This window comes from Cohnella phaseoli (assembly GCF_003386235.1).
In the GTDB taxonomy this organism is placed as follows: Bacteria; Bacillota; Bacilli; order Paenibacillales; family Paenibacillaceae; genus Cohnella; species Cohnella phaseoli.
Genome location: NZ_QRDZ01000035.1, coordinates 76698 through 91095, shown reverse-complemented (window position 1 = coordinate 91095; position 14398 = coordinate 76698). Strand labels below are relative to the sequence as shown.

The following is a 14398-nucleotide window of genomic DNA, read 5'->3' as shown; positions in this document are numbered from 1 at the left end:
AACGTGATGGTTAACGTCCGATTGTCGCCGCTCCAAGCAAAAGAAGGATACGTGCCGAGCGTATGGCCGTTCGACAATACGAGCTTTCCGGCAACCGGATTCACGTTGCCGTTGGTCGCGTAATCAAATTTCAGTACCAGTTGATCGCCGCTTGCCGTTCCCGGAGTTCCGCCGACGTCGTAAGCTTTGGCTTCCTCAAGCGTCGGCACCTCCGGAATCACGTATTCGATCGAAGGATCCCAGCTGGCGCCGTCGAAATAGTGGTTCGCGTTCCGGTTCATCACGAAGTAAAGGCGGTCCCCTTGCTGGACTTCGATCATGAAGTCATGCTCGATACCCACCAAATCCGTGGCTTGAATCGCCTGCCATCCTGAGGACGGCCAAACTTGCGACCCGTTCCTCATAATCTTCGTGCGTATCCCGTCCCCGCATCCGTAGCACGCATTCCCTCCGTCGTCATCCATCTTCGCCGTGCCGCGGATGCGGACGGTTCCATCGAACGGCGCTTCCCAGGTCGGCACAGCATCATACGTTTCCGCAAGCATGTGCGCGGAGCGTTCGATGAACAAGTAGGAGATAGCATCCGGCCCTTTCCACTTGGCCCCGTCCCATGCCATATCCACATACCCGTTGCCGTCGTGATACATGTAGCGCCAGCCGTTCTGCCCTTGCACCGAGGAATACTGCTCCGATAGCTGATACATTGGATTAAAGCTGCCCGATATCGTCATCGGCTCATCCGTTACCACTTCGACTCGTCCTATCGAGTCCTTAATGCCGTTGCCTGCCGTCAGAGAGATCGTATCGCCGGCCTCGACCGTCGGGTTATTGCCTAAGGTGATGGTTAACGTCCGATTGTCGCCGCTCCAAGCAAAAGAAGGATACGTGCCGAGCGTATGGCCGTTCGACAATACGAGCTTTCCGGCAACCGGATTTACGTTGCCGTTGGTCGCGTAATCGAACTTCAGTACCAGCTGATCCCCGCTTGCCGTTCCCGGCGTCCCGCCGACGTCGTAGGCTTTGGCTGCCTCAAGCGTTGGCAGCGACGGGATGACCGTCACTTGGCCGATTGTATATCTTTTCTCGGCGTCTTTCCCCTCAATGGCCAACTCGATCGCGGGATTCCCCGACAGTCGATCTACCATTGCGATTTTGACGTCATAGGTGCCGCCTTTCAGATGGGCAGGAAGACTGAACGTAGACTGAGCGGAATAGGAATTGCCCTTGAAGAAGCGGCGTTGATCGAACTCAGAGTCCGTTCCGTACCAGACCGTTCGGCCGTTGCCGTCTACCAAGTAGATTTTCAGCGGATATTGCTCCGGCGATTTGCCGGTCGCCCGGTTCACCCAAGTATGATCGAACGTAAAGCTTTCGCCGGCCGCCACCTCCGCCGGATACTGCGCATTCGTCAGGACAAAGCGGTATCCGATGTTTTTTAACATTCTGCGGACTTCATCCGGTCGTTCATTGTAATAATCGTCCGCATCGTGCGCAGGCTCCCACCCCGGCAAATTCAAGAAGTTGAAATGCATTTTATCGATTATCTCATTGTTGGCCCATTCGACTTTATTGCTGCTTTTGTAATGCTCATAAGCGAAACAATATTCCGCGCCTAACGGCAAATCGGTATTAAAGAAAACATCGTCCAGCAGCTGCTTCTCGTAATCGCGGTAAAAATCCGGGATACCGTCCCTGCGGAAAGAAATTCGCGGCTTCGAAGCGCTGTAGTCGTAAGCCGACATGTACAGAAAGTCCTCGTAATCCTTATAAGACGGAGCATGATCGTCCGGCCATGCCGTGCCCTCCAGAATATTATTTTGCAGCAGCCATTTCCTGCCTTCCCAAGCATTGTTCCAGATGTCGATCAAGCCGATAAAAGCCGATCTTCTGCTCTCTGTCGTCGGATATACATAACCGGTCTGTCCCTCTCCCCACAAACCGTACGTTCTTAGATCGACGTATTCCACATTCGGGTCGTACTTGTAGCGATTAGCGAATTCGGTCATAAAGGCAGTCAGCTTCTCCTTATAGATCGGGTCGTTCTGATCCACCCACTTCGCGTCGCTTCCTCCGCCGAACGTCTGGTATTGATAAGGCAGATTGTATTCCGTGAACAGCCACTCCGGCAGCAGCTCCTGGTGACCGTCCGCGTAATAGAAAGGCTCGACGGACAATTTGAAAGCGATTCTCTTGCCTTTGGACACCCAATAATGATAGAGCTGATCAACGTATGACCAATCGTATACTCCTTCCTCCCTTTCGATATACCCCCATGTCGTAGCGATCGCGACAATGTCCACTTCTTCGAAGCCTGAAGAGACCCCCATATCCATCAAGCCCGGATAAGCGATCTCGGTTACAGTCAGCCCCATGCCGGGGTTATGCAGAACCTCATCCGTCTCCACCGGCGTAATATCTACCGTGGCCGACGCCTCCGCCTTAGGCAACAATCCGACGAAGTTCTCCCCCAGTAAAGCAACCAATAGTAAAATAGGAAGCGCAAATCGTCTGGCAAATTTCAGCTCCATCATCCACCATAACCTCCATTGTATTGGAATCGCTTACAATGTCGATTATAATGAGCTAGATTTTGATCCTATATAGAACTCTTTTTACGTTTATCGTTTTCTGTTGATATGGAGCGCAGCGCGACAGGAATCCAGCCCGCGATTAGCGAATCAACTGTTACATATTCTGACGAAGCTAGGTGGGGAACATCATGAAAGCGCTTTTCGATACGATTAAAATATACCCGAAGCTCATCATCACCTTCCTGATCGTGTTGACGCCGCTGTTCACGCTCAGCCTTGTCATGAACAAGTACGGCTCTGCCAGCGTAAAATCGGAAATTACGAACTCCATGCTATCGAAGGTTCACTTCTACAATAGCACGCTGGAGAACGAATTCGGACGCACGATTGCCATCATGCGGGAATTCGCTCGCTATGACGACCTCGATCTATTAAGCAATCGTACGGAGATTATGAACTACTACGAGCAGCGGGGAGCCATCCGCAACCTGCAGAAGGAACTGTCCGTCATTAAGAACTCAAGCACCTATATCCAAGAAGCCAGCGTTCATATTCCCTCCATCGACAGGACGATCTCGGACGACAACTTCGGTACCATTCAACAAGATGAATTCGATGCGCTTAACGTCCTTACCAATCACTTCGAGTCCCCTTTTATTTACTGGCAGGACCGCCTGTTCATCAGTTTGCCGTACCCGATCAAGTCGAATCGGCAGCCGCCCGATTTTGTCGTCGATATCGAAATCTCGATCCCACTGCTGAAAAACGCTCTGCTGCAATTTACGAACCACACGGCTGGCAATACGATGCTGGTCCATTTCGAGGATGGCTGGAGGATCGGCGGCGATGAGCCCGAAGGCTTCCTGCAAGCCATCAACTCCGTCATTCAAGCGGACAATGCCGACAATGCGGAGCTTCATTCGGCAACCGTCGACGGACAGAAGTATTTAATCGCCTTCGAGAAATCGAAAACGTTAGGCACAACGCTGATCATGTATGAGCGGGAGAGCACCGTACTCGGCCCGCTGGACCGATATACCGTCTGGTTTTGGATGATCTCTATCCTGACGCTTATCGTTATTATGATCGTGTCGTATTCGGTGTACCGTCTCATTCACCGGCCGTTAAGAACCCTAGTGCGCGCTTTTCGCAAAGTGGAGCATGGCAACCTGAGCGTCGCCTTCGACTATCGGGGCCGCGATGAGTTCCAGTACTTGTACACGCAATTCAACGCCATGGTTCAACGGCTTCAGCAGATGATCCAGGAAGTGTACGAGCAGAAATTCCGCGTGCAGCACGCAGAGCTCAAACAGCTGCAGTCGCAGATCAATCCCCATTTCCTGTACAACAGCTTATTTATCCTGTATCGGCTGGCCAAGAAGAGTCGGGACGAAAATCAAATCCGCTTCTCCAAGTACTTGTCCGATTACTTTCAATTTATTACGCGCAACTCCAGCGATACCGTCACCTTGGCCGAAGAAGTGCAGCACGCCAAAAACTATGTAGAAATTCAGAAGATGCGATTCGCCAGCCAGATCGAGGTCGCGTTCGGAGAGCTGCCGGCGTCGTATGTCGACCTGACGGTGCCTCGCCTCATTATCCAACCGCTTCTCGAAAATGCGTACAAGTACGGGTTGGAAGAGAAAGAAACAGGTGCGAAGCTGACGGTACAATTCGCCGAGGATCAGGCGGACTTGCTCATTCGGGTGGAGGATAACGGGGAATTGGCGGATGAGGAATTGATCGCGAATCTTCGGAGGAAGCTGGACGTACAAGATGCCGGGCTGGAGACGACGGGTATCCTCAACGTGCACAGACGCTTGCAGCTGCAGTTCGGCGCCGAATACGGCCTTGTCATTGCTCAGGGGGAATCCGGAGGGTTCTCAGTCACGATCCGATTGCCTCGAACGACGTCCATGTAACCGGAGAAAGGAAGTTGTTATTATATGTACAGATTACTGCTTATCGACAATGAACCGTTTATAGTAGACGGATTGTACGACCTGTTCCTGGAGCTCGAATCCGTGGAGCTCGACGTTCTGAAAGCCTACTCGGCTTCGGAAGCGCTAGCCCTCCTATCGGCGCATAAGATCGATATCGTGATCGCCGACATTCGAATGCCCGGCATGAGTGGGCTGGAGCTGCAACAAATCATTAAGAAACAATGGCCCTTCTGTAAAACGATTTTTCTGACCGGGTATAACGACTTCTCCTACGTGCAGACCGCCATGCGGCATGGAGGGCTGGATTACGTATTAAAAACGGAGGGCGACGAAAGAATCCTCGAAGCGTTCCACCATGCCATTGCCGCCTTGCAGGAGGAATGGGAGAAGGATCAGCTGATGGAGGAAGCTCGGAAAGAGCTGCATCTGGCCAAACCCCTGCTGCAAAAAGAGTATTTGTTGAGCCTGCTGAACGGCGAACGTCTGCAAAGCGAAGGCATTCGACACCGATTCGCGGAGCTCGGCATCTCCTTAAGTACGGCCGATCCCGTATTGATCGTCGTCGGTCGCGTAGATGAATGGCCGGGCGACTACTCCTTCGCGGACCGGGAGCTGCTGACGTTTGCCATTCACAATATCGCTCAGGAGTATTTCTCAAATTGCCGGATCGCGGTTCTGTCGTATGACCGTGCCAAATTCATATGGCTGATCCAGCCCCAAGAAGGGGACGGCGCTAACATGTCCGCATTCGTCCAACGCGTCCACGAAACGCTGGATTCCGTCCAGTCCGCCAGCCGCGGCGTGCTTCATCTTCCGATATCGTTCGCAATCTCCGGCAGCTTCTGTTCGTGGAGCGAGCTCCCTTCCGCCTTCAATCGGTTGATTCGTTTGCTCGGACGCGGACTCGGATTGGGCAGAGAAAGTCTGCTGACGGATCTCCCCCCAGTGGAGAGATCGCCCGGGACGGCCTCGAAAGGTGTCCATTCATCCGGAGACAACGCAAGCCTCGCGGGGCAGAGAAGAAATATTCCACTACTCGAATCTTACTTGGAGGGCGGGGACGCTGGGGAGTTCGCCTCCCTCTGCAGCGGGATGCTGCAATCCGCGGCTCACGATCCTTTACACTATACGGAGATGTATTACAGCATAGCCACGATGATCTTATCCTATCTGAATCGGCTGGAAGCGACCCAGGATCTGTTAGAACAGCAAGACTTCGACGGGCTAATGAGAACCGACGACCATCCGAACTGGGAAGCGGCCGCGCATTATTTCGAGAACGTCGTCGCTCTGCTGTTCGCCAAACGGCATGACGAGCAAGAGGAGAAATCCAATTCTGTTGTCACTCGCTTGCACTTGTACATCAAGGAGCATTTGCACGAGGATCTGTCCTTGACCAAGCTTTCCGAAGTGACAAATCTCAGTCCCTCCTACTTGTCCAGATTGTACAAGCAAACGACCGGGCACGGACTCGCGGAATACATTGCCGAGAGACGAGTCGACAAAGCCACCTCCCTGCTAACGGAAACCGCCATGAAGATTCATGAGGTCGCGAGAGAAGTCGGATTGGAGCATAACTATTTCATCAAAATGTTCAAGAAGCATACGCATATGACCCCTCAGGAGTATCGCGAGCTGAAGGTTCGGGTGCTATAATCAATGGGGACTTACATATTTCACCATAGAGATAGGGGATTCGTATGACTAACCGAAAGATACCTTTTCTTATGCTTTTAACCATTCTTCTGTTTGTGACGGCCGTTCCGGTTTCTTCAGCAGCATCTGCCAGCAAAGCCATTTATGTTAATGGGACAAAGGTGCAGTATGCGCAGGAGCCTATTTCGGAAAATGGAACAACGCTTGTTTCCGCCAGAGAGACGATTGAAGCGTTGGGCCTTAAGTTTCAATGGGACAAATCCAGCAAACGCATTATAGGCACTAGCGATAGCGGTGAAACGACGATCGCCATCGTAATCGGGGAGTACACCGCTACCATTAACGGCATGTATTTGATATTGGGAACGCCGGCAGTGGAGAAGAACGGCCGCGTCATGCTGCCCTTGCGTTTTCTGACCGACAGCCTTGGCGCAAGTCTCACCACGAAGGGAAATACGACTCTTATTAAGACGGTTGCCGAGAATAAAGGACCTTACTACACAGGTCTTCCTTTGGAAATCACGAACACCTATGTCAAAAACCGCAGCAAGCAAACCCTCACCGTGAACTACGAGGAGTTCTCTTCCAACGATACGCACAACTTTACCTACAGCCATTCCGTGACTTTGGAGCCGGGCAAGAAGGGCGCCTTTAATCTCTACAAGCTCATCCCAGGGGATGCCGTTCCAGGTGAAGATGATACCTATTATCTCGGACGCGCCGTCAAGAGTATCTCCATGGGGGCCGATGACACGGAGAACGTTACGGAGAGCAAGAGCTATAACAAAGCCCATAAATACATCTTCTCCGGGGATTTCGAGAACACGCTTACCGCGCTGTTCAAGAAAGTCATCGAGGAGCAAACAGCACGATTCAAGCAAGAGCTAAAGCAGGAATTAATTAAGAACAAGTATGTTCCGCTTAAAGTCGTCGATTCCTTCATTACTTACAGCGTTCTCGATACTCCGGAAGCCAACATTCGGGTGGCCAATTTAACCGAGAAGAAGATCGTTTCTTTCGACGTCACCTTTAAGTGCTACGATAATTACGGAGATCCGGTAATCGACCCGACTTCGGGCTCCAGCCTGTTCAAAGGTATTACGCGAACCTTCGAGCTCTCTTCCGGCGACTACGCGACATTCACTTGGGATCTGCTGTGGCAGGATAACACAAGCTCCCTCCGCAACATCACAATCACCAAAGTCGCTTACTCTGACGGCACGGTTTGGAAGCGGAAGTAACTAGAGAAAAGGGCTGTCTCATAAGCCAACCCAGTTGCTCTGCTGGATAATCGATGAACAAGGTGCAAGGGGGATGTACCTCTCTCCGATGCTATACACTCCTGAAACCATCTGAATGGGGAAACCTATGATAAGGTGATTTCAGGAGCGTATGAGGCAGTCTCCGGGCTAATCATGACTCACAACGTTTACAATTTATTGGATATTAAACTTTTACGACGGGTCTATTTGCACAAATGAGCTTACGCAGGGAAGTTAGTCGAAAATTCGTACAACGCAGCTCGAACCAGGCTTAAATGGCGGACTTTTGTAGGAAGAACCGCACAAAGCAACTCGGATCAGACTCAAACGACGAACGTTTGTAGGAAAAATCGTATAAATCAACCAAGGTCAGGGATTCTATGTCACTAAAGCGTCTTCGATAATTATATGAATAACTTCCGGGAATTATCTGGAAGTGTTGTGGGTCAAGCATAGTTCTCCGGAGGTGCATCCCCCTTCTTTGTCTATCGATCGTCTTGAGCAACTCTGCTTATGAGGACAGTCCCTTTTGGTGTGAATGAACTTTTCGATGGCCTTCCCAAAGAAGGCGTTTAAATTATACTTGTCCATTAATCCATACTAATCTAAACGGTGGAACACTTTGCTTATAATCCATGCTACTGGAAAGTAATGATTTCATGACAGCATTGAAATTTAATTTATTGTCATTTGTTAAAACAACCACCTGACTATCCTTTAATGGATTTCCAAATTGCCCTTCTAAATTCAGGAGGTATGGTTCCCACCTCGCTGTTGACCGGTTTGTTGGTCGCGCTGCTCTGCCAACGTTTCCTCCAAACCAATTCAAACCTTCAGTCCCGCTCGGGACCGCGAACCGCCAATTCGCTTGCCGCGGAGATCAGACGAATCAGGCTGCGCGTCGAGCGGTACAATCCCCGCTCGGCGTTTCGCATGCACTCTTCCAGCGTCGATGGCCCTTCGACGATAGAGAAGCAGCCCGCGAAATTCGGCGCGAGCTTCTCGCTTTCCGCTCCGAGACTGCCCGACAGCAGTACGGCTTTCGTGCCCTCCTCGCGGGCCAGCCGGGCGACGTGGAGAGGAAGCTTGCCGTACATCGTCTGCCCGTCGCTTCTCCCCTCTCCGGTGACGACCCAATCAGCGTCGCGGATTTTCTCCCGCAGCCCGAGATGGGCTTCGAGCACTTCGGCGCCTGGAGCGAGCTTCGCCCCGAGCGCCAGGAAAGCAAAACCGAGGCCGCCCGCCGCGCCGGCCCCGGGAACGTCCCGCAGAGGAGCCCGTCCGGCCTCTACCTTGTCCGCGTAAGCGGCCATCGCGGCATCCAGCCGTCTGCACAGTTCCGGAGACGCCCCCTTCTGCGGGCCGTAGACGGCCGAGGCACCGCTCTCGCCGAGCAGCGGATTGCGGACGTCGCACGCAACCGTAATCCGGGCGGACAAGAGCCTCGGATCGAGCCCGGAGAAATCGACGGTCGCGATCTCCGCCAAGTCCGCGCCGAACCCGAGCAGCGGCTTCCCGGAGCGATCGAGGAACGTCGCGCCCAGCACCCGAAGCATTCCGATGCCGCCGTCATTCGTAGCGCTTCCGCCCAGCCCAACGACGAATTCCGCGTAGCCGGCGTCCAGCGCCGCCCGCATGGCGTCGCCCAGACCGGCCGACGTCGTCCGCAACGGATCGCGGTCCGCCTCCAGCACCATCGGCAGCCCGAACAGGTTCGCCGCTTCCAGCACAGCCGTTCCGCCGATCGTCCCATAGTACGAACGAACCTGATCTCCAAGCGGTCCCGTCGCTTCCACGAACCGCTTCTCCCCGCCGCCCGCCGTCACGAGCGCGTCGACCGTGCCTTCTCCCCCGTCGGCCATCGGCAGGGCGACCGCCTCCGCGCCCGGCAACTCGTCCCGTACGGCCCGAACCATGATCTCCGCGGCTTGCACGGCGCTTAAGCTTCCCTTGAAGGAATCCGGAGCCAACAACACCTTCATCTTCATGAACTCCCCTTTCTCTTTAGAGGAAAAGGGCCGCCCAGCCGCGATGACGGCCGGACAACCCTGCTTCCAATGATATTAATTTAATATTTAATGCCCGCACATGATTCATTCTAACGCCGAAGCTCGATTACCGGGACTCCTTGAATACCAGAAGGAATCAAGCCGTACGCCTCCGTATACGATTCCCCTTGCGTCAGGAAATGGAACGGCCGGTACTCCGGAATTCTCGTCGGAACGAGATGCAGCGGGCCGAACGTGTTCCTCCGCGTCAGCACGACTTCCACGCATAGCGGACCGCGCTTGCGCAGCTCCTCCGTAACGTCGGCTTCGTATGGCTGCCAGGCGACCATCTTCGTCTCCCCGCCATCCGCGCCGACTTTCACGCAGGCAGCGTCGAACGCAGGCAACTTGAGTATCGCTCTCCCCGCGTCTTCCGGCCATGCCCCGAACGCGTCGGCATCGACGAGATAACCGAGCTTGCCGCCGTAGAACGGAAATCCATGAACGGTCAGATCCCCGAAAGGGACAGTCTCCGGCAAGGCGACTAGGCATCTCCGTACGCCGTCCAACCGTACGCCGAACTCTCCCAGCAAATAGACGGTTTCCAGATTGATCTCGTTTCGGAAAGCGGTCTTCAGCTCCAGCCGGTTCTCGCCCAACCGCAGCAGCGCTCCCGGGAGCCTGATCTTGGCGAAACAAGGATCGACCCACCAGCCGTCCGTAACCGTCCGATCGACCAAAACTCCGTTAACCGAAATCTCGAACAGGTCCGGCCGCTCGATCGCGATCCATAAGTCGTCTTCCGGGACGACATCCGCCGAAAACTCGAATCGCAGCTCGAGCGGAGTCGCCGTCTCGTTCAGCTCACGATGATACAGCGCGGCGTACCACGGCTGGATCATCCGTCCGCCTCTGAGCGGCAGCCCGAGCTCGGCGCGAATGCTCCGGTCTGCTTGCAGAATTTCCGCCTTCTCGCTCCATTCCCCGCCCGCGATCCTGTAGCTCGCCATGTCCAGCACACAGACATTGCTCTCGCTCAAGCGGTAAGGATAAGCCCCGTCCAGACGAATAGGCCTCGACAGCGACGTAGGCGTAGTCGTTGTCGTTGTCGACCCGACGACGGCCGCACTGGCCGACTCCGCTACCGGCTCCTTCCCATCGATAACATATAGATGCTCTTCCGACGGATGGAACCGAACGGTCCAGATCAGCTTCCCGTCGCCGCTTTCGCAAGATACCGACTGCTTCCCGCCGGTCTTGCAATCCCACTCCTCGATTGAGCCAACGACGCCGAGCTCGATCCGAACGTCGTAAGCGACGCCTGGATTGACGTTCAGCAGCGCGAAATAATAGCGCCCGTTCTCGTCCTCGTTCAACCGGCAGAAGATATCCGTCGCCGGAGATCCCGTCGCGGCGTCGACGACCCGTACCGGCGCGCTCTGTCCGCCGCGAACGGCTTCTACCACATCGACGCCGTCGAACGGAACCGACACCGACCTAGCCGCCAACCGCGCACATCGATCCGAAGGGAGCGCATCGACGTACGCGGGAACCTCGCCCGCGAATACGACCCGGCCCCCGGCTTCGGCGAACTTCTCCAGCGCGGCCACCGTGCTTTCGCGAATCGTGACCATGCCCGTGACGAGTACGACGCGATACGCCGCTTGTCCGACCCGGAACACTGGCGCGCCAACGCCCGCGGCTTCGACCGAGTACAATCGCCCGAGCATCTCCTCGTCGGCATAATCGAAGTCGACCTGCGCCCCCGCGAGCCAGTGGAACGTATCGCGATACTGGTCTTCCAGCTTTTGCACGTCAGCGGACTGCGTCTTCATATCGATCGACCAGCCCGGATATACCTGGCACCAGACGCTCTCCACCGGGTTCATCACGAGCACGTCGCACTTGCGCTCGCCCTGGGACAACGCCAAGCCGAACCGGGAGAAGTATGTCTCCACAAAATCGTAGTCGTCCCACCAAGCCGATTGGAAAGAGATGCTTGCCGGATAATCCCGCTTCGACTCTCCCTCCATCGTGTACCAGGACAGATGATGATTGCGGATGTTAATGCCGAACAACGTCTGCCAATCCCCGACCGCCTTGTGCGATTCGAAAGTCATCTGCCAGCCCGTACAGCCGTACAGCTCCGACAAAAGCCATTTCTGGCCTAGTTGCCTAGCTGCCGACGATAGCTGCTTGACGAGCCAATACTGACGATTGCCTTCGCGAAGCACGTCGACGCCCGGGTCGTCCTGGTATTCGTAGAAACGCATCGCCGAACCGAGGTACGCCGTCTGCGCCGTCAACGTGTCTTCGTGCAGCATGTGGCCGGTCAGCCGCAAGCCGTTCTCCCTCGTCCAAGCTTGCATCGGCTTCAGGTAGTGCTCCAGGAAAAGGCGTTGCGTCAGCTCGACGTAATGCCATTTCACTTGGGAGACCAGCTTTCCCTCCGGCTTCAGGAACAGCTCCGGCAGCCTGCCGCGCAAGTCGTAGCCGAAAGCCCGCTCGAAATCGTCGAACAGCGTATACGTCCAAGGCACGCTCCACAGCCGGTGCTCGTTCGTGATGCCAAAGCCATCCATGAGCGCCCCGCGGTGCGGTTCGTCCGTGAACACGCCCTGGATCGCTCGCCCGAAATGCTGGCCCACGCGTTCCTTGTAGCGGTCGTGCGTAATCTCGAGATAACGGTCCGTTGCTTCGCGGTTCATCGTATCCACGTACGTGTATCCGTTATAGAAGCTGTCCTTGTTCATCTCGACGATCTCGAACAACAAGACCGAAGTTCCCGCCCCCGGGAGCTCCCCGCGCGCCAACGGAACGCTGTCGTAATAAGCGACGCCCTTCAACCGGCAAGCAAAGGCCGCCACTAACGCTTCCGGATCCGGCACCGACAAAGTCCAGTCGAATTCCTCCGCGGGAACGACCCGCAGTTGAATGAATTTCAACCGGAACCGCGGCTCCTCGGTAACCATCCCCCCGGCCGTGCCGCTGGGCCAGCGGTCTTCGTCGTAAATCCACACTTCCATGCCGAGTTTCTCGGCTTCCAGCGTGCAAGCCTCGACGAATTCGAACCATTCCTCTCCCAGATACTCGGTAACGAGACCCGTCCGGGAATGGATGAAGAAACCGCCCAATCCCATCCGGTGGAACACGCCGATCTGCCGAAGCAATTCTTCCTTCTCGAGCTTGCCGTTCCAGCTCCAAAAAGGCTTGCCGCGGTATTCGTTGGGAGGCTGCAGGAACAGCTCGTATACGCGGTCGGTCATAGCCCCTCTCTCCCTTCTTTTCTCCCCGGATTAGCCTTTGTTGGCGCCGGCCGTAATGCCTTGCACGAAATATTTCTGCATGAACAGGAACACGAGGACGAGCGGCAGCATGACCATGCAGATCGCCGCGGACAACGGTCCCCAGTCGGTCGCGAATTCGGATTGGAACACGATGATGCCGAGCGGCAGCGTCTTCATCGTCGCCGTCGACAGCGCTACGGTCGCCCATAGCAGCTCGCCCCATAGAGAGACGAAGTTGAAAATGATAACGGTCGCGATCGCCGGCATCGCCAGCGGCACCATGATCTTGCGGAACGACAGCCACTCCGAGGCTCCGTCGATCCGAGCGGCTTCAAGGAGCGAATTCGGAATCGATTGAAAATAGTTTTTCAAAATATAGACGGCGATCGGCAGCCCCCACCCCGCGTACGGCAGAATGAGGGAGATATGCTCTCCGATAATGCCCATCCGGCTCATCATCAGATAGAGCGGCATGACGAGCGATTCGTGGGGCACCATTTTCATCGCCAGAAAAAAGAGCAGGATCGCTTCGGCATACGGAAGGTTCAACCGACCGAGCGCGTAGCCCGCCATGACCCCGAACACCGAGATGATCAGCACCGCGATGACGACAACGATCGTGCTGTTCGTGAAATATTGACCGATCTTCGCGTCGAACCAAGCTTCGGAATAGTTGCTCCAGTGGATCGCCTTGGGAAGCGCCCAGACGTTCGCGTAGAATTCGTCCGTGCTCTTCAAAGAGTTGATCGTGACGAACACGATCGGATAGATCGTGATCGCCACGAAGAAGAGAAGAACGACGCGCGTGATCCAGCGTTCGAGCCGTTCGGAGTTTTCGCTAAACTTCATAGTTCTCCCCCTTAAACAGGCGCTGCAGCAAGACGATCGCCAGAATGCCCGCCACGGAGAACAACAGCCCCAGCGTAGCCGAATAGCCGAAATTACTGTACGTGAACGCCGTTTTCATCATATAGATCGGCACGGTCTGCGAGACCGTTCCCGGTCCGCCCCGCGTCATGATGTAGACCAGATCGTAGGTGGACACGAGCACGATAAACGAAAATACGGTAGAAACTTGCAGCGACGGACGAATGAGCGGCAGCACGATGGAGAAAAACTGGCGTGGGTACCCCGCGCCGTCCAATCGGCTCGATTCGAACAATTCCCCCGGAATCGAGATCATCGAGGCGAAGCTGAGCATCATCGTAAGTCCCGCCATTCTCCATGCGCCGATCATAGCGATGACCCAGAGCACCGTGTCGGGATTGGCCAGCCAGGCGCGCTGCAGATTTCCCATGCCGAGAAGCTCGAGCACCTTGTTGATCAGCCCCATCTCCGGGTTCAGCAGGAACGTGAACAACAAGCCGATGATGGCCAGCGGGATCATGACCGGGACGAACAGGACGACCCGGTAGGCCGAGCCCTCGTATTTGCCGACCTTGAAAACGCAAGCCGCGAGAAGGACGCCTAACGGTACGGCGCCCAGCGTGGATAAGATCCCGATGAAAAACGAGGCCTTCATACTCTCGATAAAATAACTATCCGAAAAGGCGTTGCTAAAATTGTCGAAGCCGATCCACGTCGCCGCCCCGAAGCCGTTCCAGTCCTGAAAAGCGATGACCAGGTTGGACAGCACGGGCAGCAACGTAGTCGCGATAATGGCTGCAGCCGCCGGCGCTAACAACAGGATGCCGAATAAAATGTTCCGTCTCGTCGGATGTTGAGCCATTC

8 protein-coding genes are annotated in these 14398 nt (G+C 55.0%); 3 read left to right on the top strand and 5 right to left on the bottom strand.

Features of this window, described 5'->3' with window-relative positions; translation table 11 throughout:
* Positions 1 to 2531, bottom strand: a 2531-nt coding sequence (locus DFP98_RS31685; protein WP_116064645.1) for a DUF4832 domain-containing protein, incomplete at its 3' end; no start/stop codon positions are given.
* A gap of 188 nt (positions 2532 to 2719) precedes the next feature.
* On the opposite strand from DFP98_RS31685, the gene DFP98_RS31680 reads away from it, so the two are divergent.
* The 3 genes from DFP98_RS31680 (at position 2720) to DFP98_RS31670 (ending at position 7371) form a co-directional block, all read left to right on the top strand.
* On the top strand, positions 2720 to 4453 hold the full coding sequence (locus DFP98_RS31680; RefSeq protein WP_116064644.1) for a sensor histidine kinase: 1734 nt from the start codon (positions 2720 to 2722) through the stop codon (positions 4451 to 4453).
* Between the two features lie 24 nt (positions 4454 to 4477).
* Positions 4478 to 6130 (top strand): response regulator, encoded by a 1653-nt coding sequence (locus DFP98_RS31675; protein ID WP_116064643.1) that lies wholly within the window; start codon positions 4478 to 4480, stop codon positions 6128 to 6130.
* Positions 6131 to 6201: 71 nt separating this feature from the next.
* Positions 6202 to 7371, top strand: a complete 1170-nt coding sequence (locus tag DFP98_RS31670) for a copper amine oxidase N-terminal domain-containing protein (protein ID WP_181918063.1) — start codon at positions 6202 to 6204, stop codon at positions 7369 to 7371.
* Between the two features lie 854 nt (positions 7372 to 8225).
* Here the strand turns inward: DFP98_RS31670 and DFP98_RS31665 are convergent.
* From DFP98_RS31665 to DFP98_RS31650, 4 genes are all read right to left on the bottom strand, one after another.
* Entirely contained in the window at positions 8226 to 9374 is a 1149-nt protein-coding gene (locus tag DFP98_RS31665) for a glycerate kinase (protein ID WP_116064655.1), read from the bottom strand.
* A 116-nt stretch (positions 9375 to 9490) separates the two neighbouring features.
* On the bottom strand, positions 9491 to 12646 hold the full coding sequence (locus DFP98_RS31660) for a glycosyl hydrolase (RefSeq protein WP_116064641.1): 3156 nt from the start codon (positions 12644 to 12646) through the stop codon (positions 9491 to 9493).
* A 30-nt stretch (positions 12647 to 12676) separates the two neighbouring features.
* Complete coding sequence (locus DFP98_RS31655) at positions 12677 to 13516, bottom strand: carbohydrate ABC transporter permease (RefSeq protein ID WP_116064640.1); 840 nt, start codon at positions 13514 to 13516, stop codon at positions 12677 to 12679.
* Positions 13506 to 14396: a carbohydrate ABC transporter permease gene (locus tag DFP98_RS31650; protein ID WP_116064639.1), complete on the bottom strand. Its 891-nt coding sequence runs from the start codon at positions 14394 to 14396 to the stop codon at positions 13506 to 13508. The genes DFP98_RS31655 and DFP98_RS31650 overlap by 11 nt, the downstream gene beginning before the upstream one ends.
* Between the last annotated feature and the right edge of the window lie 2 nt (positions 14397 to 14398).